Origin of the sequence: Faecalibacterium taiwanense (genome assembly GCF_036632915.2) — a bacterium.
In the GTDB taxonomy this organism is placed as follows: domain Bacteria; phylum Bacillota; class Clostridia; order Oscillospirales; family Ruminococcaceae; genus Faecalibacterium; species Faecalibacterium taiwanense.
Genome location: NZ_CP155552.1, coordinates 2,228,587 through 2,251,793 on the forward strand (window position 1 = coordinate 2,228,587; position 23,207 = coordinate 2,251,793).

The following is a 23,207-nucleotide window of genomic DNA, read 5'->3' on the forward strand; positions in this document are numbered from 1 at the left end:
TCAGTTTACGTGGGTCACGGTCACTTCAAGGCGGTTGCGGCTCACAAGCTCGGCGCTGTTGGCGTCCAGCAGGTAGCCGAACTTTGCGGTGCCGCCCTTCTCGGTCAGGCCGCACTCGATCTCGTCGGCGGTCACGCCCAGCGTCATGGAGCCGTAGCCTGTCTCGTAGTGGCAGAGGTTGCGCTTGCCTTTTTCGATCAGCAGCTGGGTTCCGGCCCCGCCGCCCTTGCCAAACCGCAACATCGCCACGCGGCTGCCGTCGGCGGCAATTTTCAGGGTGGTGGTGCAGCCCTCGTAGCCGGTGGTCTCGGTCTCTTTATAGGTAATGTAGTAGCTGCCGCCCTTCTGCACGAACTGGCCGCGGGTCATCAGCTCCACAAACTCTTCCTTTTCTTCCTGCTCCACAGGCTCTTTCACATGCTGCTCAATGCGGCTCTTGATGCGGATGATATAATCTTCCTTCAGCGGTTTGCTCACGTTTTTCTGTCCTTATCAATATTTATCAATGGCGATCTGATCCACCGGGCCGCCCTTGTACTCGCCCAGGAACAGGTCTGCCGTCTGCACAAAGCTGTCCGGCACATCGCTCACGTAGAAGTGCGCCTGACCCTCGTGCTCCTGTGCAGCGCGCAGGCCGCGCTCGGAGAGCATCTGTTCCAGATGGTGGGCGGCGGTCTTGGCCGGATCCACCAGCGTCACGCTCTGGCCCATGAACTCGCCGATCATGGTCTTGAGCAGCGGGTAGTGGGTGCAGCCCAAAATCAGGGTGTCCACACCGGCCTCACGCACCTCGGTCAGATACTGAGCGATCACCAGCTTCGTCACCTGCTGTCGGCTCTCCTCGCTGTGGTCCACGTAACCGGCCTCCACCAGCGGCACGAACAGCGGGCAGGCCTGCGCGGTAATCTCTACCCCCGGCACCAGCTGACGCAGCAGCTTTTCGTAGCTGCGGGAGCGGATGGTGGCAGCGGTGCCGATCACGCCGATGCGGCGGTTGCGGGTAGCAAAGGCTGCTTCCCGGGCGGCAGCATCCACCACACCCAGATAGGGCACCGGCAGCTTTGCCGCTTCTGCAGCCGGGTAGGTACTGGACACGGTGCCGCAGGCCGCCATGATGCACTTTACATTTTTAGAAAGCAGGAATGCCACGTCCTGACGGGCATACTGCAGGATGGTCTCCGGGCTGCGGCTGCCATAGGGCACGCGGCCGGTATCGCCAAAATAGATGATCTCCTCGTGGGGCAGGCGCTTGCGCAGCTCCCGCACACCGGTCAGGCCGCCAAGGCCGCTGTCGAATACGCCGATCGGGCGGTTATCCATGCTGCTTTTCCTTCCTTTCCAGCGCCAGCGCGATCAGCCGGTCGATGAGCTGCGGCACCGGCAGGCCCTCGTGCTCCATCAGCTTGGGGTACATGCTGATGGACGTGAAGCCCGGGAAGGTGTTGATCTCGTTGATCAGCACCCGGCCAGTACCCTTTTCCACAAAGAAATCGCAGCGGGCAAGGCCCTCGCAGTTCAGGGCAGTGTAGGCCATGGCGGCGTAGGTCTTCACCTCGTCCAGCTTTGCTTCCGGCAGGTGAGCCGGAATGACGGTCTGGCTCACGCCGTTCTTGTACTTGTCGTCGTAGGTATAGAACTCGGCACCGGCAAGGATCTCGCCCGGACGGGTAGCCACGGCGGGGTCGGAGCCGATCACGGCGCACTCCACTTCCTGTCCGTCCACAAAGGCTTCAAACACCACCTTGCGGTCGTTTTCCAGTGCAAGGTCGATGGCCTTTTTCAGCTCGTCACGGCTGGACACCTTGGAGATGCCCACGCTGGAACCGGCGTTTGCGGGCTTGACGAACACGGGCCAGCCCAGCTTCTTTTCCACACCCTCGCACACGCCTTCCAGATCGGACTCGATCTCCCAGCGGTCGGCAGCCAGCCATCTGGTGTGGGGCACACCGTTGGCCTCGAACAGAGCATTGGCCACGGCTTTGTCCATGCACACCGCGCTTGCCAGCACGCCGCAGCCCACGTAGGGGATGCCGGCCAGCTCCAGCAGGCCCTGCACCGTGCCATCCTCGCCCCACAGGCCATGGAGCACCGGGATGACCACATCCACATGCACTTTTTCCACATGGCCTTCCGGGGTGAACAGGATCATGCCGTGGTCGGCGCGGTCCGGACTGATGACGCAGGCCATGTTGCCTGCCAGCTCTTCCCAGCTGCCATCGGCCATCTGGGCGGCCGTGGCCTCGGTGTACAGCCAGCGGCCCTCCTTGGTGATGCCCACAGTGAGCACCTCATATTTTTCACGGTCAATGTTGTTGACGAAGTTGCCCACAGAAACGCGGCTGACCTCGTGCTCGCTGGACATACCGCCGAACAGCAGCACAACGCACATTTTTTCAGACTGCATGATAACTCTCTCCTATTTATAAAGCCCAAGACCTGGGTGGGATATAACCGGTAAAAATGCCGTTCTGGCTTATTATACAATATCTATGCGCGCGATGCAAGCAGAATGCCAAAAAGCTGCCGGTGGGTAAAAGAGATATTTTTCAAAAAAACTTTCCAAAAATCGAAGATTTCCGCTTGACGGATGGAAAAGTGCGTGGTACAATGATATCACCTCTTTTGCGGGGTTATTAAGTGCGCCTGTTTTACAGGTACCACCCGCAACCCGAGGGAGGTTCAAAACAACCGTTATAATGGAGGTGTCAACAAATGACCGTTAAAATCACTCTGGCCTGCACCGAGTGCAAGCAGCGCAACTACAACACCACGAAGAACAAGAAGAACAACCCCGATCGTCTCGAGATGAAGAAGTATTGCCGTTTCTGCAAGAAGCACACCGTTCATCGCGAAACCAAGTAAGAAAGGCGGACGCATCATGGCAGACAAAACCGAGAACAAGCCGGGCTTTGTGGCCAGAGCAAAGGCCGCTGTGAAGAACTTCTTTGGCAAGTGTGCCAAGTTCTTCCGCGACACCAAGAGCGAGCTGAAGAAGGTGGTGTGGCCGTCCAAAGAGGACGTTAAGACCAACACCGTCGTCGTGCTCGTGACCGTCGCCATCGCAGCGGTCGTGATGATCCTGCTGGATGCCATCTTCGGCGGCATCCTGGGCCTGATCATCGGCGCCTGAGAATCATCTTGAAACGGAGGGCAGACCAAAATGGAAGAACAATCCAATGAGGCACTTTGGTATGTAGTGCATACCTATTCCGGCTATGAGAACAAGGTCGCGAACGACCTGCAGACCATGGTGGAGAACCGTCATCTGCAGGATCTGATCTGCGATATCAAGGTTCCCGTCGAGATGGTTCCCGAAATTGACAAGAATGGCAAGCAGAAGATGGTGGAGCACAAGCTCTTCCCCGGCTACGTTCTGGTCAAAATGGTGATGAACGACGATACTTGGTACGTGGTGCGCAATACGCGCGGCTGCACCGGCTTCGTCGGTCCCGCATCCAAGCCCGTTCCCCTCTCTGCTGAAGAAGTAGAGAAGATGGGCGTGGAAAAGGCTGCACCTTTGGCAGTCGACTTCAACGTCGGCGACACCGTGCAGATCACCGCCGGTCCTCTGGAAGGCTTTATGGGCCTTGTGGAGGAGATCGATACCGAGAACTTCAAAGTGAAGCTCAAGGTCAACATGTTCGGCCGCGAGACCCCCGCAGAGGTGGAGATCGGTCAGGTCGAGCTGCCGTAACCAACCGGCACAAATCGTTTACCAAGGTAAGACCGCAGTGCGGTTCTTATAGAGCGTGTGCACTGTGCACATGCTCGTGGGAGGCACGGAGACACCGTGCCGCAACTCACCACAGATTTTTGGAGGTGCATTTATTATGGCACAGAAAGTTACTGGCTACATTAAGCTGCAGATCGAGGCCGGCAAGGCAACTCCGGCTCCCCCTGTTGGCCCTGCTCTGGGTCAGAAGGGTGTCAACATCATGGCATTCACCAAGGAGTTCAACGAGCGTACCAAGAACCAGATGGGTTATGTGATCCCCGTCGTCATCACTGTGTATGCTGACCGCTCCTTCAGCTTCATCACCAAGACTCCTCCGGCAGCCGTTCTGATCAAGAAGGCAGCTGGCATCAACACCGCTTCCGGCAAGCCCAACAAGGAAAAGGTCGCTTCTCTGACCGCCGCTCAGGTGGAAGAGATCGCCAAGACCAAGATGCCCGACCTGAACGCTGCTTCTCTGGAAGCTGCATGCAGCATGGTTCGCGGCACCTGCCGTTCCATGGGTGTCACCGTCGAGGGCTGAGACATAAACAGTGGGAGGGCATAAAACTGCCCGCATGACCACACAGGAGGATATACAATGAAACATGGCAAGCACTATGTCGACGCTGCAAAGCTGGTCGATTCTACTAAGGCATATGATGTGAACGAGGCTCTGGAGCTGGCTTGCAAGACCGCTTCTGCCAAGTTCGACGAGACCGTTGAGCTGCACGTCCGTCTGGGCGTTGACGGCCGTCACGCTGACCAGCAGGTCCGCGGCGCTGTCGTTCTGCCCAACGGCACCGGCAAGACCGTCCGCGTCTGCGCAATCGCCAAGGGTCCCGCAGCTGCCGCTGCTGAGGCTGCTGGCGCTGATATCGTCGGTGATGACGAGCTGATCGCAAAGATCGCCGGCGGCTTCATGGATTTCGACGTTGTCGTGACCACTCCCGATATGATGGGCCGCGTTGGCCGTCTTGGTAAGGTCCTGGGCCCCCGCGGCCTGATGCCGAACCCCAAGGCCGGCACCGTTGCTCCCGACCTGGGCAAGGCTGTTTCCGAGGCCAAGGCTGGTAAGATCGAGTACCGTCTGGACAAGCAGAACATCATCCATGTGCCCGTGGGCAAGGCTTCTTTCGGTGCAGAGAAGCTGTACACCAACCTGGACACTGTGATGGAGGCTATTGCCAAGGCAAAGCCCGCTGCAGCAAAGGGTACCTACTTCAAGAGCGCTACCATCGCCACCACCATGGGCCCTGGCATCCGTCTGAACACCCTGAAGTACGGTGTCTGATTTGAAGTTCTGATCGTTTTTCTGCCGTTCGTATGGGCGGCAGAAAAATTTTGTCAGAAAATTTCAAAAAAGACTTGACAACTCCGCACGTTTGCGGTAAAATAATCATGCTGTTTTTGAGACAGCAGGTACTGGAGTCCAGTGTAAGGCTATGCCGCCTGCCGAGAAACGTGCGTAAAGTTGTTTTATGCTTCTTTCTCGACCAAGTGCGGGAAAGAGGCTTTTTTCATACTTGCTCCGGTTTTCGATACAAGTTTTTGAAACGAGGTGAAACCGAATGCCCAGTGCAAAGATTCTTTCTGAAAAGCAGGCTTATGTCGCTGATCTGAAGGCAAAGTTTGAGAGTGCGGTTTCCGGCTGCGTCGTCGCTTACGGCGGCATTAACGTCGAGAACGACACCAAGCTCCGTAAGGAGCTGCGTGAGGCAGGCGTCGATTACATGGTCGTGAAGAACACCATGCTGCGTCTGGCTGTCAAGGGTACCTCTCTGGAGGGCCTGGCTGAGCAGTTCAAGGGCGATACCGCTATCGCTTTTGCTCACGAAGCGGATCCCATGTCCGCTGCCCGCATCCTGTGCAAGTATCAGGATGGCGATAAGTCCAAGAAGTTCGTCGTGAAGGCTGGCTTCATGGAAGGCAAGGTCATGGACGCTGCCGAGACCAACGCAATCGCAAAGCTGCCCAACCGCGAAGGCATGCTGTCCATGTTCGCAGGCGCCCTCACCAGCACTCTGTCTGGTCTGGCCGTTGCAATGCAGGCTTATGCCGACAAGCAGGAGGAGCCTGCAGCCTGATTGCTGCATGACCGCTGCTTAAACAAAACAAGAAACTAACAAACAAAACCATTGATATTGGAGGGTTACTACTATGGCTTCTGAGAAGATTACTGCCATCATCGACTCCGTTAAGGAGCTGTCCGTTCTGGAGCTGAAGGAACTGATCGACGCTTACTGCGAAGAGTTCGGTGTTTCCGCTGTTGCTGCTGCTGCTCCCGCTGCTGCTGGCGCTGCTGCTGCCGCTGAGGAAGAGAAGACTGAGTTCGATGTCATCCTGGCTGAGGCTGGCGCTACCAAGATGCAGGTCATCAAGCTGGTGAAGGAGATCACCGGTCTGGGCCTGAAGGAAGCTAAGGCTATCGTCGATGGCGCTCCCAAGGCTGTCAAGGAGAAGGTCTCCAAGGCTGAGGCTGAGGACATCCAGAAGAAGCTGACCGAGGCTGGCGCTAAGGTCGAGGTCAAGTAATTGAACCTCTTCTGAGAGTCGTTCATTCTTGAACAATGAGGTGCCCGTACCGAAAGGTGCGGGCATCTTTTTGTTGTGCAAAATTATTAGCAGCCTCGCCCTCTCCGTCATTGCTGACGCAATGCCACCTCTCCCAAAGAGAGAGGCCTTGGCATGGCGGCAAAGTTTCCGGCTCAACTGCAAAGTGTGCGGGAGAGCTGCCGAACAAAGTGAGGCTAAGATGGCGAGCCCGTGATCCAAATGCAATTCGCCTTTTCTGCATTCAAAAACTATGCTATACTGTTCTCAACAGGAGGAACGGCAGAGCCTTTGTCCCCTCTGCCGCAAAAAGAGAGTTTATGGAACACCGCAACTGGAACAAAAACAACATCCGCACTTCCCTTTTGGGTTACGGCTGTATGCGTTTTCCCACCAAAGCCGACGGCACCATTGACGAAGAGCGCGCCGAAGCTTTGCTGAACACCGCTAAGGCCGCCGGTGTCAACTACTTCGATACCGCCTATCCCTATCACAACGGCCAGAGTGAGCCGTTTGTGGGCCGCGTGATCGCCAAATGGGACCGCAGCAGCTTTTATCTTGCCACCAAAATGCCGCTGTGGAAATGCAAAAGCCTGGACGATGCCAAGCGCATTTTTGAAGAGCAACTGCAGCGGCTGGGCGTGGACTACATCGACTTCTACCTGCTGCACTCCCTGCACAAGGCCCGGTACGAAAAGGCAAAAGCCATGGGCCTTGTGGACTGGCTGTGGCAGCAGAAGGCCGCAGGACGCATCCGGAACTTTGGGTTTTCCTGCCATGACAACTCTGCCGGATTTGAGTATATTCTGCGCGACCAACCGTGGGATTTCTGCCAGCTGCAATACAATTATCTGGACCGGGACGACCGTGCCGAGGAGATCAGCGGTGACCGGGGCTATCAGCTGACCGAAGAATGCGGCGTGCCGCTTATCATCATGGAGCCCATCAAGGGCGGCACTCTGGCATCCCTGCCTGCAGACGCCGCCGCACCGCTGCACGCCCTGCGTCCGGATGCCACCGATGCCTCCTGGGCGCTGCGCTGGGTGGGCAGCCACAAAAACGTGCATGTGATCCTCTCCGGCATGAGTGCTGAGGATCAGCTGACCGACAACCTTGCCACCTTTAACCATTTTGAACCGCTTTCCCCCGCCGAGAATGCCGCTGTGGAAAGCGTAGCCAACGAGCTGCACCGCCGCATCAAGATTGGCTGCACCGGCTGCCGGTACTGTATGCCCTGCCCCATGGGGGTGGACATCCCGGACAATTTCAGCATCTGGAACAAGCTGGGCATGTTCGGCCAGAAAGATGCCATCAAGGCCCAGTGGACCACCTGCTTCCCGGACAGCGAAAAGGCCCTGCACTGTGTGCGCTGTGGTAAGTGCGAAGCCGTCTGCCCGCAGAAGCTGCCCATCCGTGATTCTCTGGCACAACTGCAAAAGGAGCTGGACGCACTGTAACTCCTTCCGTCATCGCTGCGCGATGCCACCTCCCTCAAAGAGGGAGGCTTTAAGGCCCCATCTCTGAGGGGGCTGTCGCCGCAGGCGGCTGGGGGAGTTTCATAACAAAAAAGACCGTCACACGTTTTTCGTGCAACGGTCTTTTTTATGCAGTTCTTACCACAGCCGGATGACCTTGATCACACTTTCAGCCTTATCGCGGGCCAGCTCCAGATGGCGCTGCAGGGAATCTGCCGCACTGTCCCAGTTGTCGGCCAAAGCGGCATCCAGAATTTCCAGATGTTCGTCACAGGTCTGCTCCTGATTGATCATGCTCACCTTGCCGGTCATGATGCGGAAGCGGGTGTTCAGACCGGTGATGCGGTCATACGCCGAACGCAGGTACTTGTTGGGCAAAGTGCTCATGAGCAGTTCGTGGAACTCATCGTCCGACTCGCAGAAGTCGGTGATGCTGTCCGGGTGATGCATCAACTCGGCAAATGTCTCCAGCTGTTCCCGCGGGATGCCGCTGCCATAAGTACGCAGGGCGTAAGGCTCCACCAGCAGGCGCATCTCGAACATGCTGTGCACGTCCTCCTCGGTGATGCCGGAAACCATCAGGCCCTTCTTGGGCAGAATGGTGATCAGGCCTTCCTGCTCCAAGCGGCCAAGAGCATCCCGCATGGGGGTGCGGCTGATGTTGCCCATCTCGGCACAAAGCTTCTGCTCGTTCAAAAACTCGTTGGGCCGGTACTCGCAGTTCAGGATCTTGGTCTTAAGGTACTGGTATGCCTGCAGCTTCAGGCTCGTTTTGGTCTGCGACTCCATTTCTTTCATGTTCTGCACAACTCCTATTCCCTTTTCCCTTGCAAAGGAAAAGGTTCTTCTCCTATAATACTCTGGGGCGCATGCTTTCTAACTTCAAAGCATCTTGTATTCTTGCTGCAATCCAAGTAGTATTCCAGTTCTATTATTTCATAATAGGGCAATTATTACAATACTTTTTTGTGAACTTTAGCGCGTTTTATGTTTTATCTAATTTTTATGTCCCATTTTTGCCAAAATCAACAAGTTTTTTTGTGCTTGTAGCCAATGCCGCTTCTTTTGGCCCGGTTCTTTTGCATCCAATGCAAAAATATGCTACAATGTAAAAAATATTGAAAAGGGTGTGGATCTCTCTTATGGCACGAAGCGACGGCTACAATACCAAGACCCGTCAACTGATTTTAGATTATCTCATCAACAACCGGCAGCACGCGGTGAGTGCTTCCAACATTCTGGAGCATCTGGAAGAGCAGGGCGCAAGCCCCAACCCCACCACGGTGTACCGCTATCTGGACAAGCTGGCCGGGGAGCAGCGCATCATGAAATACGTTGCCGACAAGGGCGAAAAAGCCGTGTTCCAGTACGTGGACGAGGGCCGCCACTGCCGGGAGCATCTGCACCTCAAGTGCGTACAGTGCGGGCGCATCTATCATCTGGACTGCCACTTCATGGACGAGGTGCGCGCCCACCTGATGGCAGAGCATGGCTTTACCCTGCAGTGCGAGGGCAGCGTTCTGTATGGTTTGTGCCGCCACTGCGCCCAAAAAGAGGAACAGTCCGACTCTGATGGTCAAACCGCACAAAAATGCGCCTGCTGTGTTGACACGGACAAAAAGCCGTGATACAATGCATGCAAGAAAAAGCGTTGACCGGGAAAAGTAAGGTTTCAATGTCCTCTTTCAGAGAGTGCGGGTAGGTGGAAGCCGCGCAGAGAGCGAAACCCGAACGAACACCCGCAAGCTTCACCCTGAACCTGTTTGTGCAGCAGTAGGGGCCGACGTGCGCCGCTCGTTATCGCGGCAGTGCTTTCAACGGGGAGAGCGCACAAAAGTGACTGGCATGGTTTTATGCCGGTAATTTAGGTGGCACCACGGATACGGCAGCATATTCGTCCTAGCGATTGGGATGAATGAGCTGCCGTATTTTTTATTTAAAAAGAGGGGTAAGAAATATGTGTTGTGTTATGGGCTATACCGGGCACGATCTGAGTGCCGCCAAATTCAAGGAATACCTGCTGCGCACGGTCATGCGCGGCCCGGACGACCAACGTGTGGTGGAAGGGCCTTTTGGTCTGATGGGCTTTGGCCGCCTTGCCATCATGGGCCTGACGCCGGAAGGCATGCAGCCGTTCTACCGCGGTGCCGACTGTGTGGTGTGCAACGGCGAGCTGTACGGCTTCCGCTTTGAGAAAGAGATCCTCAAACGCCGCGGCTACAAGTTCCAGTCCGACTGCGACTGCGAGATCCTGCTGCCGCTGTACTATGAGTACGGTCTGGATATGTTCCGCCACATGGACTCCGAGTTCGCGCTTATCATGTACGATTCCCGCAAGGACCGGCTCATCGCCGCCCGCGACCCCATCGGCATCCGTCCGCTGTTCTACGGCTACTCCAAGTCCAGCCACCAGATCGCATTCGCCTCCGAGATGCAGAACCTCATTGGCTGGTGCGACGACATCCGGCCCTTCCCCATTGGCAGCTACTACTGCGATGGCCGCTTCGTCCGCTATGAGGACATTGCCGATGTGCCCGCCCCCATGCAGGACGACATGGACACCGTGCTGCGGAACATCCGCGAAAAGCTGATCGCAGGCGTAGAGAAGCGTCTGGACGCAGATGCCCCTGTGGGCTTCCTGCTCTCCGGCGGTCTGGATTCCTCGCTGGTGTGCTCCATTGCCGCCAAGAAGCTTGGCAAGCCCATCCGCACCTTTGCCATTGGCATGGACACCGATGCCATTGATCTGAAATATGCGCGCCAGACCGCAGAATATCTGGGCAGCGAGCACCACGAGATCATCATCAACCGGGATATGGTCATCAACAGTCTGGAAGAGGTCATCCGCCTGCTGGGCACCTGGGACATCACCACCATCCGCGCCAGCATGGGCATGTACCTGCTGTGCAAGGCCATCCACGAGCAAACCGATGTCCGCGTGCTGCTGACCGGTGAGATCTCCGATGAGCTGTTCGGCTACAAGTACACCGACTACGCCCCCACCGCCGATGCCTTCCAGCAGGAGAGCCAGAAGCGCATCCGTGAGCTGTACATGTACGATGTGCTGCGCGCCGACCGCTGCATCTCCTCCAACAGCATCGAGGCCCGCGTGCCCTTTGGTGATCTGGATTTTGTGCGTTACGTCATGGCCATTGACCCGGAAAAGAAGCTGAACAGCTACGGCAAGGGCAAGTATCTGCTGCGCAAGGCCTTTGAGGGCGATTGGCTGCCGCCGGAGATCCTGTGGCGCGAAAAGGCCGCCTTCTCGGATGCTGTAGGCCACAGCATGGTGGACGATATCAAAGAGTATGCCGAAAGCCTTTACACCGACGAGGAGTTCCAGCTGCGCCGGGCAAACTATTCGGCCCACTGCATGCCGTTCACCAAGGAAAGCCTGTTTTACCGTGAAATTTTTGAGAAGTACTACCACGACCAGAGCCGCACCATCGTGGGCTTCTGGATGCCCAACAAGGCATGGCCGAACTGCAACGTCAACGACCCCTCTGCCCGCGTGCTGGCAAACTACGGTGCTTCCGGCGTGTAACGCCAGACCATTTTGAATGTGCTCCGCTTTGCTTTGCGCATGAATAGCGGAAAGAATATTCTATAATTTGTAGATCGGGAAAATCTGCGGATTTTCCCGATCTACTTTTTCACGCGAGGGAACCCTCTCCGTCACCTGCGGTGACACCTCTCTCAAAGGGAGAGGCTCTGGCGAAACTGGAAACCTTGCCGCCATGCCAAGGGCTCTCCCTTTGGGAGAGCTGCCGAGCGGAGCGAGGCTGAGAGGGCTAGCTCTTCCCCCGCTGCGCCGCCGCTTCCATAGGAAGCAGGCGCGGCATCCGCTCCTTGCCGTCCAATCTCCATCTGTGAAAATGCAATGCCGGGCGGTCCGCAGACCGCCCGGCATTGCTCTATTAAAACTATTTTTCCGCTATTCATGCCCAAAGCGCACGCGGCGGGCATTCTAAATTGTTGTGTTACATCCTGATTTTTGCGCCGCCCGGGCAATGGACGCAAGCAGAGCCACCAGCCGCTTTTCGTCCATCTGGCCGCAGTAGCTGGTGAAGGTGTAGTAGCAGCCCTGCACGCAGAAGGAAAGCACGATCTTACGCACCACATCGGCATCAAACGAGGGGTCGCTCTCCGAGATGCATTTGCTCATTGCAGCTTCCACGCGGTTGATGAACAGTCCCTGACGGGAGCCGGAAAACAGAATGCCGATCTCGGTCTGATTCCGGGTAAACGCCCGGAACATTTCCCGGGTCAGCCACTCGGTGCGCTCGCTTACATCACGGGCGGTCAACTGCGGCAGGCTTTCCACCACCACCTCCACCATTTCGTCCTCCATGGCGTTGGCCAGCGCATAGATATCCTGATAATGCGCATAAAAGGTGGACTTATTGATGCAGGCCAGATCGCACAGTTCCTTGACCTTGATCTTTTCCAGCGGTTTCTGCGCCCGCAGCTCCATGAATGCCTGCTTGATGGCACGCTCCGTTTTTTCAATGCGAATATCCAGAAAACCCACCTCTTTTGCTTTTTCGTTGATTATCCAACCATTTTCCTGTTTTGCGGATAGACAAGGCCCTCAGCCTTTTTTATACTGGGTCTGTCCCCATCCGCATCACTCCTTGCGGTACAGGATGCCTTTTTCTTCCAGCTCTTTTTTGATGCGCTCAAAGCTCCCGGCATCCGGGCAGTGCAGGGTGTGCAGATGCACGCCGCCGGTCATGCGGCTCAAAAGTGCTTCCGGCGTGTCCTTGGCCTGCTGGATGAAGTTGTCCACATCGTAGCGGCTGGCAAGGTTCAGGTTGCCGCGCAGCTCGCCATACAGGTTGTTCTCCACGGCCACATCCACCACGATGCCGCCCTGATCCACCACGGTGTACAGCTCGGTGCGCATCTCGTCCTCGGTGCTGTGCACGCAGGCCAGAATGGCGGTATAGCCTTTTTCCGCTGGGTGCAGCTGATAGCCCCGGGGCGTTGCATCGATCTGCGCACCGCCTGCCCGCAGCAGAGCCACATCCCCCACCACGATCTGGCGCGAGACCCCCAGCAAAGCCGCCAGTGCGCTGGCACTGACCGGTGCTTCGGCCCCGCTGAGCCGTTTCAGAATGGATTCTCTGCGCTGCGCTGCATTCATGGTTTTCAAAGCTTCCTTTCCGCTTTACGGTATTATGCTCTTATTGTAGCAAAAGACGGCGGATCATGCAAGAATGCGTTTACTTTTCCAGCTGCAGGATGGTAGCATAATTGGAGGGCAGCTGCACTTTCATGCGGCCCCACTCCATGCTGGTCAAAACGGGCTGTGCGCCCACCGTGTCGGCCAACAGGTCCTTTGCAGAGGATGCCTCCACCGGCAGCTGAAATTCCAGCTGTGCGGGACTGTCGCCGTTGTTCAGCACCACGACGCAGGCCTTTCCATCCAGCACCCGGGCAAAGGCATAGCACTGGGTGGTGAGCTGCAGCTCTTTCACCTCGCCGTCGGTCAGCTCCGGCAGCTCCGCCTTCAGTCTGCCCAGTGCGGCATACACGCTGGTGACAGGGTTGGTGGTCTCAGCGTCCCTGAAGTCGGAAAGTTCCAGGCAGGGGCGCAGCGGCCAATCGCTTCCCCACTCTTTTTTGCCTTCAATGCCAAATTCTGAGCCATAATAGATGGACGGAATGCCCCAAAGCGTATATACTAGAATTGCAATGTGGCGGATGTGCTCCCGGTTGCGCAGCTTGTTGGGCAGGCGCTCCACATCGTGGTTGTCCGAGAACAGATACAGCCGGGTATCGTGGCACAGGCCCTGCAGACGGCGCATGGTGTGGGCGATCTCGAAATAGTTGTGGTCGTTGTGGCCGCTCCACAGGCCCTTGTGCAGCTCGTAGTTGGTCACCGAGTGCAGCATCTCCGGGTTTGCCCAGCGGCTGTAATCGCCGTGGATCACCTCGCCCATGAGCCAGAACTCTGGCTTTACCTCGTTGGCAAGGCGGCGCAGACCGCGCATAAAGTCAAAGTCCAGCACATCGGCTGCGTCCAGACGGATGCCGTCAATGTCAAATTCATCCACCCAGAAGCGGATGGTATCGTAGTGGTAGTTCTGCACCTCCGGGTTGCGCTGGTTCAGCTTGACCAGCAGATTGAAGCCGCCCCAGTTTCCGTAGGAAAAGCCGTCGTTGTACTCGTTGTTGCCCCAGAAATTCACATCGCAGAACCAGTCCTTATAGCGGGCGTTCTCGCGGTTTGCCTTCAGGTCCTGAAACGCAAAGAAATCGCGGCCCACATGGTTGAACACGCCGTCCACGATCACCTTCTGGCCCCGGGCATGGCACCGGGCCACAAAGTCCTTGAACTCTGCGTTCGTGCCAAGGCGGCGGTCTACCAGCCGGTAATCGATGGTGTCGTAGCCATGGGAACCGCTCTCGAACAGCGGGCCGATATAAATGGCCGTGCAGCCGATGTCCGCTGCGTGCTCAGCCCATGCGTTCAGTTTATTAAACGCGCCGGGCACCGCCTGCCCATCGTTCTCATGTGCGCAGCCGCACAGCCCCAGAGGATAGATGTGATAAAATACCGCGTTGTCATACCAAGCCATTGTTCATACCGCTCCCATACAAAAAAATCAGCCTCCGCCCACTGCGGCGGCAGGAATAGTATAGCACAGAATCTGTAAAACATGTTAATTTTTGCTGATTTTTGTCAAGAATCTACAAGAATATCAGCCACTGTGCCCCATTTCGTCTTATTCTTATTGGATATATTGCCCAAACACCTGTGTCACATGCAGTGCCGCCGGGCGCTGCCTATCATAGAATGTAAGGAGATCTTTGCATGAATTACCCCGCCATTCCCCGTGAATTCTTCAATGGAGACTGCTTTGATGCCTACCGCATCCTTGGTGCGCATCCCTGCTCTGACAACGGCACCGAAGGGTGGCGCTTTGCGGTGTGGGCCCCCGGTGCCACGGCAGTGGAAGTCTGCGGCGGCTTCGACGGCTGGGAGGCAGGCGTGCCCATGGAAAAAGCCGATACCGGCGTGTGGAGCGCATTCGTCCCCGGCCTTGCAGAGGGCGACCTTTATAAATACCGGGTGCATGGTGCCGACGGCAGTGTGGTGATGCGCAGCGACCCCTACGCATTTTCCACCGAGCTGCGGCCGGGCACGGCCAGCCGTCTGGCAAAGCTGGACTTCCACTTTGACGACAGCGCATGGATGGAGCGCCGCGACAAATGCCGAAACCGCCCGCTGAACATCTACGAGATGCATGTTGGCAGCTGGCGGCACAAGCCCGGCAGCAAGCAGGAGGACGGCTCAGACGGCTGGTACAACTATGAGGAGCTGGCCAAGGAGCTGATCCCATGGCTGCTGGACCATCACTTTACCCATGTGGAGCTGCTGCCGCTGGCAGAGCATCCCTTTGACGGCAGCTGGGGCTACCAGACCACTGGCTATTTTTCCGTCACCAGCCGCTACGGCACCCCCGCCCAGTTTGCCGGCTTCGTCAACGCCTGCCACCGCATGGGCATTGGCGTCATCATGGACTTTGTGCCGGTACACTTTGCCGCCAACGCCGACGCTCTGGCAAAGTTTGACGGCACCTACCTCTACGAGTACGACAGCGATGTGGGCCACAGCGAGTGGGGCACCTGCAACTTCAACTACTACCGCCGCGAGGTGTGCAGCTTTTTGAACAGCGCTGCCGCCCTGTGGATGGACGTATACCACTGCGACGGTATCCGTATGGATGCCATCTCCCGCGCGCTGTACTGGCAGGGCGACCCGAACCGCGGCGTGAACGAGGGTGCTGTGAACTTTCTGCGCAGCCTGAACCACGGCCTGAACGAGCGCTGGCCCACCGGCATCTACACCGCCGAGGACTCCACCAACTTCCTCAAGGTGACAGCTCCCACCCGCTACGACGGCGTGGGCTTCGACTACAAGTGGGATATGGGCTGGATGCACGACACACTGGACTATTTTGCCACCCCCTTCGGTGAGCGGCCAAATGCCTACGGCAAGATCGTTTTCAGCATGCACTACTTCTACAACGAGCTGTATCTGCTGGCCTTGAGCCACGACGAGGTGGTGCACGGCAAAAAGACCATCATCGATAAGCTGTGGGGCACCTATGCGGAAAAATGCGCCCAGCTGCGCACCCTCTATTTTTATATGTACATGCACCCGGGCAAGAAGCTGAACTTCATGGGCAACGAAATGGGACACTTCCGGGAGTGGGACGAAAAACGGGAGCTGGACTGGGACCTGCTGAAATACCCCTTCCACGATGCGTTCCAGAAGTACTTTGCCCACCTGTGCCGGGTGTATTCCACTGAGCCTGCACTCTACGATGGCGAGTACAACCCCGACTGCTTTGAGTGGGTGGCCTGCGAGAGCCGCAGCGAGGGCGTGTACGCATGGCTGCGCAAGGGCCGGGGCGAAAACCTGCTGTGCATCATGAACACGCAGGACCACGCCCACAAAAAGTTCCCGCTGTATCTGCGCTTTCCCTGCAGTGCCGAGGAGGTGCTGAACACCGAATCCCCCGAGTGGGGCGGTGCACTGAAGGGCCGCCGCAAGACAAAGCTTCACACCACCGATGGCGGTGTGTTTGGTCGGGACTATACCCTTACAGTAGACCTGCCTGCCATGGGCAGCTGCCTGCTGCGCCTTGCGCCGGAGTCCCCGAACCCCGATGCGGCCCGCATCAGCGCCAACAAAGCCCTGAACGCAAAGCGCCGCGCTGCCCGCAGCACAAAGGCCGCAGCCAATTCCAATAAGTAATATTCGTTTCAAAATGTCCCGTCTGCGTTCAAAGCGGCGGGACATTTTGCTGTTTTCCGTGCACAGCGGCTGGACAGTGCAGATTTTGCTTGCTATACTGTAGCTGTGATATTCTGCAGCTGAGAGGTTTTTGGGATGAGTGGAATCGTTTCCCGTCTGTCTGTCCTTGGCAAGGTCTGGCTGGGCCTTGCTGCCGGGGCACTGGCGCTTATTGTATTCGGCCTTGCCGCACCGGGCAGCAGCCTGTTTTTTCCGCTGGTGAGCCTGTGGTGCAATGCAGCACTGTTTGCACTGGCGCTGCTGGTGCTGCGCCGGGCCGGTATGGAGCTGGACCTGTTCCACAAGGCGGTGCTGGTGGGCCTGTGGGCAGCGGCCGTGCTTTACTTTTACTGGACCCTCGGCAGCCGCACCTTCCTCTACCACTGGGACTACGTAAACTACATTCTAAAGCAGTATCATGCCGAAGCCGCCTTTGCCCAGAGCACAGGCGCAGGCTTCCGGTTTCTCCTCGATTCCATCACCGAGGACTATACGAATTTCATCACCCTGTTCACCGAGTTCCCGTTCTGCCTGAGCGGCAAGACCGGCGACGACTACGCATTCTGTCAGGTATTCAGCGTACTGCCCAGCCTGCTGGTGCTGCTGGCGGGCCTGACGGTCAAGGTGGGCCGGATGCTACGGGTAAAGAACCGGTTCTGGTATTTCCTCATCGGCTTTTCGTGGTGCGCTACCTTCCCGTTCGTGCGCATGTCGGCGGTGCTGGGCCAGCCGGACTGGTTCGGGCTGATTTTTGCCTTCATGCTTATGCTGCTCACACTGGACTACCGCTTTGACGGCATCGACCTGCCCCGCTATCTGCTCATCTTCGCCGCCACGGCGGGCATCATCCTCACCCGGCGCTGGTACTTATATTTTGTGGTGGGCTACTGCTTTGCCTACGTGCTGATGCTGGCAGTTTCCAGCATCCGGCTGGCAAAAGATGGCCAACCCAGCCGCGCTGTGCACCGCATGGTACGGCTGGTGGTGTTCGGCCTGTGTGCGGCCGGGGCCATGGTGCTGCTGCTTCTGCCCATGGTGCGCAAAATTTTAAGCTTTGACTACGCCGGGCGCTACTCTTACTACAACTTCGGCGGCATCACGCTGGAGCTGGCCGCACAGACACTGCGCATCGGTTTGCTGAACTTCATCCTCATCGGAATGGGGCTGTGGTTTGCCGCAAAACGCCGTCTGCCTGCCCTGCCCTGCCTTGCAGGGGCAGAGCTGCTGGTGAGCCTTGTGCTGTTTACCCGGGTACAGAACACCGGCTCCCACCAGATGCTGCTGTTCGTGCCGGGGTGGCTGCTGCTGTTCCTCGTTGGTTCCGCCGCACTGGCCGACGGCCTGAAAAAGCACACCGCCGTCAAGCTCTGCTACTGGGGCTTTACCATGGTGTTTGCGGTGTCCGTGCGCTGCTCGCCGCTGACCACCGTTGCTCTGCCGGGCTTTGTGGTGGATCATTTTCCCCTCAAGGCCGTGTCGGAATTCGTCCGGCTGGACAAGCTCACCTACGACCGCACCGACGCCGCCCAGATCCAGCGCGTGGACGACTGGATCGATGCCCACTGCGATGCGGAAAAGGGCGAGTTCGCCTACATGATCCCCCACGATATGCTGTACAACTCGGACATATTCCAGTACGCCGCCCTGCCGGACATCCAGCTGCAGGACAAGCTGGCCGCCGGCATCTCCATCCCGGGCACCCACGAGTTCCCGGTGCGGTTCTTCGAGGCAAAGTATGTGCTCACCGCAGAGCCGCTCCCCCAGACCTTTGTCAGCGGCGGTGAGCTTTCCGGCCGGTGGAATGCCCTCTTCTGCGCCGCGCGGGATGAGCACTTTACGCAGGCCGCCAGCTTTGACATGGGCAACGGCACTGTGTTCACCGTGTGGGAGCGCACCGAGCCTGCCGACCGGGCTGAGGTGGAATATTATCTGGATGCCTTCGCGCAGGAGGATGCCCTCTACCCCGAAATGTTCTCGCAGGTGGCGGAAGCCTGGCTTGCCGGGCATGGACTTTAAATTGCAAACGCTTTGGATATAAAAGGAGTATTTCCCATGGAACAGAATGCAAACGCCCTGCCCAAGGTCACGCTGGGCCAATACAAGGGGCTGGAATTCACCCGCCGGGTGCGCCCGGTATCGGAAAAGGCCGTGGAGCTGGAGGCGGCGAACCTCACCCGCACCCGCGCCCCCTTTGCACCGGTGGAAAAGTCCGCCGCGCGCGGGATGCGCGTCACGCTGGATTTTGAGGGCTTCATGGACGGCGCGCCCATCCCGGAAAGCAAAATGGAAAATGTGACCGTGGTGCTGGGCACCGGTCAGCTGATGCCCGCCGCCGAGGATGCCGTGTACGGCCACAAAGCAGGCGAGAGCTTCCGATTCGATTTTACCTATCCCGCCGAGTTCCGGGTGCCGGAGCTTTCCGGCAAGACGGCGCAATTCGCCATCACCCTGCACACCGTGGAGCAAAAGCAGCCTGTACCGCTGGACGATGCCTTTGCCAAGACACTGGGCTTTGATACGGTGGATGCCCTGAAGGAGAGCATCCGCGAGAAGAAGCGCCGCTCCCACGAGGCCAACGCCGACCGAATTGCCGGAGCCGCCCTGCTGGGCATGGCCGGTGCCAACCTGACGGCGGAGCTGGATAACGCCATTCTGGACCAGAATGCCGACCATGACATGAGCGCCCTGCGCGAACGGTTGCGCCGCAGCAAGATGACCATGGAGCTGTACTGCAAGGCAGGCCAGACCACACCGGACGAGGTGCGCGCCGCCTTCCGCCGGGATGCCGAGCGCAAGATGCGCAGCATCCTTGCGGTGCAGGCCATAGCCAAGGCCGAACAGATCACCGTGTCCAACGCAGAGGTGGATGCCGAGTACGTCCGCCTTTCCAAGCTGCACGATACCCCGGAAGCCGAGATCCGCAATGTGCTCAGCCGGGACGCTGTGGCCTCTGCCGTGATCACTCAGAAGGTGCAGCGTTTCCTGATCGACCACGCAAACATCACTTCGGTTGTGGAAAAGGAGTAAACTATGGGCTTTTTTACACGCACCGCGATGGATATGCTGATGAAAACTACCCATCCCGAGATCAACCGCCGCCAGTGCTGGAACCTGCATCCCCATCGCAAGCCCTGCACCGAGTGCAAGGATATCTGCCCCTATGGCGAACAGATCTTTACCCGCCCGAACCTTGTGAAGGACTGGGACCCCTGTACCGAGTGCGGCCTGTGCGTTTCTGCCTGCCGCAGCGGCTGCATCATCCCTTCGCCGGAGCAGGTGCAGCGGGACACCTCTGCCGCCGATACCGACAATGACACCATCTGGATCGGCTGCGAAAAGTCCACCCGCAAAAATTCCATGGTGCGCACCTGCATCTCTGCCCTCACATGGGAGACACTGGCCTACCTTGCCCTGAACAAAAAGATCGTGCTAGACCTGACCCCCTGCGGTGAATGTGAGAACGACCTGTGCGCCGCCCAGCTGCGCAAGGAGCTGACAAGGCTTGTGGATTTCTTTGGCCAGCCCATGTTCGAGGCACGGTTCACTCTGGCCTACGAGCCGGACGAAGCGCTCTACCACGTAAAGGAACTAAGCCGCCGCGAAATGTTTGAGCAGGTGAGCCACGGCTCCAAAAGTGGCACCAAAAAGCTGCTGCAGATGCTGCCCGGCCTGCACAGCGAGGACGACGGCGGTGTGGATTTCCGCCTTTTGCTGCACCAGCGCACAAAGCAGCTGAAGGCATCCATGGAAACGCCGCTGAAGTACGGCTACTACCTGCCCAACTTTACCGATAAATGCTTTGGCTGCGGCAAGTGCGAAAAGGCCTGCCGCGCCGGTGCGCTGAAGCTGGAGGACCTGCCCGACGGCCAGACCCGCATCGTCATCACGCCGTGGAAGTGCAGCGAGTGCGAGGTGTGCGTGGCCTCCTGCTCCAACCATGGCATCGACGGCATGAAGCTGCGCCAGCTCACCACCCTTGGCCCGGTAAGTGTACACAAATGCACCAAGACCCTGTGCAAGGAATGCGGCAAGCCCATTGCGCCGGGCAGTGTGGATGGTGTGTGCACCGTGTGCCGCATCAAGGCCCGCACCAAAAAGCGGCAGGAAGAAGCCGCTGCCAAGGCAAAGCAGCTGCGTGAGGAGCGGGAAGCCAAAAAGGCTGCAGAGGAAGCCGCCAAGGCAGCAGCCGAAGCCGGTGCCGCCCCCGCAGAAACCGCTGCGGCCGCTGCCGTGCCTGCTGCGGCCGGTTCCGTGATCACAGCACTGACCCCGGAAAAAGCAGTCCCCGCCGCGCTGGACGAAACCCCTGCTGCCGCACCGGAAAACACCGCAGAAAAGGATGTGCCCGACACACCGAAAAACGATTGACGGCGCACAGATTCAATGCTATACTGACCATAAGACCACGCACCGTGGCCACCGACTGTTACAAAGGGGTAACGGAGCTATTTCCGTTACCCCTTTCTTATCCCAAAGCACGAAGCAAGCTTTTGCCAAGATCTTACGAAAGAAGGATTTTACTATGGCTCATTCCATCTCCCGCCGCCAGTTCCTGCAAGGCAGCGGCGCAGCCGCCCTTTCTGTAGCAGCGGCTGGTCTGCTGAGCAGCTGCGGCGGCTCTTCCGCTTCCAATGGCGGCAGCACCGGCGCTGCCGGCAGCAGCTCCACCTACACCGTGCTGTATTCCCGTCAGCCCGCCACCCTGAACTATCTGGTCTGCTCAGCTGATCCGGACCTTTACCACGGCACTCAGTGCATCGACACGCTGGTGGAGTACGACAACCGCGGCAAGATCCGGGAGGGCCTTGCCACTGCTTGGGAGTGGGATGCCGACAGCCTGACATGGACGTTCCACCTGCGGGATGAGAACTGGGTGGACTGCAACGGCGAGGTGCTTGGCCCTGTGACCGCGCAGGACTTTGTGGATGCGCTGGCCTATGTGCTGAACCCGGACTACGCTTCCTCCACTGCAAGCCTTGTCACCCCTTATGTGGCCGGTGCGGACGACTACTATAACTACTGCGTTTACCGCAACAACGCCAATAACGGCACCGTGGCCGAGGACGGCACTACCTACGTCATTGATGCCAACGGCACCGTGACCGCCGCTGCCGCCGACGGCACCACCACCGAATACCCGGCTGTGGATTTTTCCACCGTGGGCGTGAAGGCTGTGGACGACCACACCCTGACCTACACGTTGAACTTCGACTTTCCCGGCTTCCTCAGCCTGTTGAGCTACGCTCCCTACGAGCCTGCCTACGGCCCGCTGCTGGAGGAGTTTGCCGACCAGTTCTGCACCAGCGCCGAGACCGCCTGCAGCTGCGGCGCGTTCTATCTGGCCGAGTACACTCCGCTGGAAAACTGGGTGATGAAGAAGAACCCCGAAAACTACGATGCCGACAGCGTTTACATCGACACGGTGCGCTACATCTACAATCAGGAAGAGCTGATCAGCGGCCCGGAGATGGTCAAGCGCGGCGAGATCGATCAGGCTACCATCAGCTCCGACATTCTGGACAGCTGGCTGGCCGACGACACCACCAAGGACATGGTTTCCATGGAGCGCCCGGAAACCGGCAAGAGCTACTTCTACATCTTCAATTTCCTGCCCTACCGCCACGAGTTCTCAAACTGGACCGTGACCGGCGTGGATGCCCAGTACGAGCCGGACAATTGGGCCAAGGCCATCAACTCCACCAACTTCCGCAGGGCTTTCCTGTATGCCATCAATCCGTCTGTGACGCTGGCCGTCACCGCGCCGGAAGGCTACGATAACTACAAGCTGCACACCATCACCCCGCCGTCCTTCTGTGCCAACAGCAAAGGCGTGGATTATACTGAGTGCGGCGGCCTTGCAAACCTCTCCGACTTCTTTGACGAAGCCAAGGCCAAAGAGTACCGTGATGCCGCCGTGGAAGAGCTGACCGCCGCCGGTGTCACCTTCCCTATCAAGATCCAGTATCCGTACAACCCCGCTGTGGTGGACTGGGACAAGCAGTGTCAGGTGTTCAAGCAGCAGGTGGAAGCCGTGCTGAACGACGGCTTCGACTTCATCAGCATCATCATCACGCAGGGTCCGTCCGACAACTTCCTGAATGCGGTGCGCCGGGTGGGTGCCTACCAGCTGATGTCCTACTACTGGGGTGCCGATTACTCCGACCCCGAGACCGAGGTGTACCCCTTCTATCAGGAAGCCGGCGACCGCGGCACCTGCTACAGCTTCCTGCGCACCGGCGTGGAGGACGGCATCGTGACCGGCGAGACCGCCGACCTCGTGATGCAGTACATGTCCATGGTGGAGAACGCCAAGACCATCACCGAGGATCTGGATGCCCGGTACGAAGCTTTTGCAGATGCAGAAGCTTTTCTGATCGAGAACGCACTGGTCATCCCGCTGGGGATGCCGGTGCCGCCCTACATTGCCACCCGCCTGAACCTGTGGGAGGGCCAGTACGCGCCCACAGGCCTTTCCACCAACCGTCTGAAGGGCGTGCACATCCTCGACCATTACGTTTCCATGGAGGAGTACAACCAGAACCGCGACGCCCGGTAAAAACTGAATCGGAAACTCCCCCAGTCTGCTGCGCAGACAGCCCCCTCTGGGATGGGGCCTCTGGCGAAACCGGAAACTTTCCCGTCATGCCAAGGGCTCCCT

At 58.0% G+C, this 23,207-nt stretch carries 22 protein-coding genes and 1 other annotated feature; of the genes, 15 read left to right on the top strand and 7 right to left on the bottom strand.

Features of this window, described 5'->3' with window-relative positions; all coding sequences use genetic code 11:
• Genes PXT33_RS11015 through PXT33_RS11025 form a run of 3 tightly spaced genes read right to left on the bottom strand, consistent with a single transcriptional unit; the run spans position 1 to position 2,404 of the window.
• A complete protein-coding gene (locus tag PXT33_RS11015; protein ID WP_097775187.1) occupies positions 1–477 on the bottom strand; it encodes a DUF1934 domain-containing protein in 477 nt (158 codons plus the stop codon).
• A 15-nt stretch (positions 478–492) separates the two neighbouring features.
• Entirely contained in the window at positions 493–1,320 is an 828-nt protein-coding gene (gene murI, locus PXT33_RS11020) for a glutamate racemase (RefSeq protein ID WP_097775186.1), read from the bottom strand.
• Positions 1,313–2,404, bottom strand: coding sequence for a D-alanine--D-alanine ligase family protein (locus PXT33_RS11025; protein WP_097775185.1), 1,092 nt, complete (start codon positions 2,402–2,404; stop codon positions 1,313–1,315). Before PXT33_RS11025 ends, murI begins: the two co-directional genes overlap by 8 nt.
• Positions 2,405–2,712: 308 nt before the next feature.
• Between PXT33_RS11025 and rpmG the strand changes: the two genes are divergently transcribed.
• The 8 genes from rpmG (at position 2,713) to PXT33_RS11065 (ending at position 7,722) form a co-directional block, all read left to right on the top strand.
• Entirely contained in the window at positions 2,713–2,862 is a 150-nt protein-coding gene (gene rpmG / locus PXT33_RS11030; protein ID WP_005920501.1) for a 50S ribosomal protein L33, read from the top strand.
• Between the two features lie 16 nt (positions 2,863–2,878).
• Positions 2,879–3,130 (top strand): preprotein translocase subunit SecE, encoded by a 252-nt coding sequence (gene secE / locus PXT33_RS11035; RefSeq protein ID WP_005944520.1) that lies wholly within the window; start codon positions 2,879–2,881, stop codon positions 3,128–3,130.
• Positions 3,131–3,160: 30 nt separating this feature from the next.
• Positions 3,161–3,694, top strand: coding sequence for a transcription termination/antitermination protein NusG (nusG, locus tag PXT33_RS11040; protein WP_005944521.1), 534 nt, complete (start codon positions 3,161–3,163; stop codon positions 3,692–3,694).
• Positions 3,695–3,830: 136 nt separating this feature from the next.
• On the top strand, positions 3,831–4,256 hold the full coding sequence (rplK, locus tag PXT33_RS11045; RefSeq protein WP_005920496.1) for a 50S ribosomal protein L11: 426 nt from the start codon (positions 3,831–3,833) through the stop codon (positions 4,254–4,256).
• 57 nt (positions 4,257–4,313) lie between these two features.
• Positions 4,314–5,006 (top strand): 50S ribosomal protein L1, encoded by a 693-nt coding sequence (rplA, locus tag PXT33_RS11050; RefSeq protein ID WP_005920494.1) that lies wholly within the window; start codon positions 4,314–4,316, stop codon positions 5,004–5,006.
• 277 nt (positions 5,007–5,283) lie between these two features.
• Complete coding sequence (gene rplJ, locus PXT33_RS11055; protein ID WP_005944524.1) at positions 5,284–5,799, top strand: 50S ribosomal protein L10; 516 nt, start codon at positions 5,284–5,286, stop codon at positions 5,797–5,799.
• 73 nt (positions 5,800–5,872) lie between these two features.
• Positions 5,873–6,247 (top strand): 50S ribosomal protein L7/L12, encoded by a 375-nt coding sequence (rplL, locus tag PXT33_RS11060; RefSeq protein WP_005944525.1) that lies wholly within the window; start codon positions 5,873–5,875, stop codon positions 6,245–6,247.
• A 338-nt stretch (positions 6,248–6,585) separates the two neighbouring features.
• Positions 6,586–7,722: an aldo/keto reductase gene (locus tag PXT33_RS11065; RefSeq protein ID WP_332376545.1), complete on the top strand. Its 1,137-nt coding sequence runs from the start codon at positions 6,586–6,588 to the stop codon at positions 7,720–7,722.
• A gap of 156 nt (positions 7,723–7,878) precedes the next feature.
• On the opposite strand, the gene PXT33_RS11070 is transcribed toward PXT33_RS11065, so the two are convergent.
• Positions 7,879–8,538 carry a GntR family transcriptional regulator gene (locus PXT33_RS11070; protein ID WP_005944527.1) on the bottom strand — a complete coding sequence of 220 codons (660 nt, stop codon included), beginning with the start codon at positions 8,536–8,538 and terminating at the stop codon, positions 7,879–7,881.
• A gap of 344 nt (positions 8,539–8,882) precedes the next feature.
• Between PXT33_RS11070 and PXT33_RS11075 the strand changes: the two genes are divergently transcribed.
• Positions 8,883–9,368: a Fur family transcriptional regulator gene (locus PXT33_RS11075; RefSeq protein WP_097775183.1), complete on the top strand. Its 486-nt coding sequence runs from the start codon at positions 8,883–8,885 to the stop codon at positions 9,366–9,368.
• A 14-nt stretch (positions 9,369–9,382) separates the two neighbouring features.
• Positions 9,383–9,645 (top strand) — a binding site (T-box leader).
• Positions 9,646–9,697: 52 nt separating this feature from the next.
• Positions 9,698–11,284 (top strand): asparagine synthase B, encoded by a 1,587-nt coding sequence (gene asnB, locus PXT33_RS11080; protein WP_044954057.1) that lies wholly within the window; start codon positions 9,698–9,700, stop codon positions 11,282–11,284.
• A gap of 423 nt (positions 11,285–11,707) precedes the next feature.
• Here the strand turns inward: asnB and PXT33_RS11085 are convergent, their stop codons facing one another.
• The 3 genes from PXT33_RS11085 to PXT33_RS11095 all read right to left on the bottom strand — a co-directional run bounded on the left by PXT33_RS11085 (position 11,708) and on the right by PXT33_RS11095 (position 14,324).
• A complete protein-coding gene (locus tag PXT33_RS11085; protein WP_347070324.1) occupies positions 11,708–12,271 on the bottom strand; it encodes a TetR/AcrR family transcriptional regulator in 564 nt (187 codons plus the stop codon).
• A 96-nt stretch (positions 12,272–12,367) separates the two neighbouring features.
• The gene (locus PXT33_RS11090; RefSeq protein WP_332376687.1) at positions 12,368–12,886 is read right to left on the bottom strand and encodes a transcription repressor NadR; all 519 of its coding nucleotides are present in this window, start codon (positions 12,884–12,886) and stop codon (positions 12,368–12,370) included.
• 79 nt (positions 12,887–12,965) lie between these two features.
• Positions 12,966–14,324, bottom strand: a complete 1,359-nt coding sequence (locus PXT33_RS11095) for an alpha-amylase family glycosyl hydrolase (protein WP_154255608.1) — start codon at positions 14,322–14,324, stop codon at positions 12,966–12,968.
• A 236-nt stretch (positions 14,325–14,560) separates the two neighbouring features.
• On the opposite strand from PXT33_RS11095, the gene glgB reads away from it, so the two are divergent.
• The 5 genes from glgB to PXT33_RS11120 all read left to right on the top strand — a co-directional run bounded on the left by glgB (position 14,561) and on the right by PXT33_RS11120 (position 23,105).
• On the top strand, positions 14,561–16,510 hold the full coding sequence (glgB, locus tag PXT33_RS11100; protein ID WP_298638634.1) for a 1,4-alpha-glucan branching protein GlgB: 1,950 nt from the start codon (positions 14,561–14,563) through the stop codon (positions 16,508–16,510).
• 135 nt (positions 16,511–16,645) lie between these two features.
• Positions 16,646–18,565: a hypothetical protein gene (locus tag PXT33_RS11105; protein ID WP_332376546.1), complete on the top strand. Its 1,920-nt coding sequence runs from the start codon at positions 16,646–16,648 to the stop codon at positions 18,563–18,565.
• 36 nt (positions 18,566–18,601) lie between these two features.
• Positions 18,602–19,576 (top strand): trigger factor, encoded by a 975-nt coding sequence (tig, locus tag PXT33_RS11110; protein WP_332376547.1) that lies wholly within the window; start codon positions 18,602–18,604, stop codon positions 19,574–19,576.
• 3 nt (positions 19,577–19,579) lie between these two features.
• On the top strand, positions 19,580–20,917 hold the full coding sequence (locus tag PXT33_RS11115) for a 4Fe-4S dicluster domain-containing protein (RefSeq protein ID WP_332376548.1): 1,338 nt from the start codon (positions 19,580–19,582) through the stop codon (positions 20,915–20,917).
• 154 nt (positions 20,918–21,071) lie between these two features.
• Entirely contained in the window at positions 21,072–23,105 is a 2,034-nt protein-coding gene (locus PXT33_RS11120) for an ABC transporter substrate-binding protein (RefSeq protein ID WP_332376549.1), read from the top strand.
• Positions 23,106–23,207 lie beyond the last annotated feature (102 nt).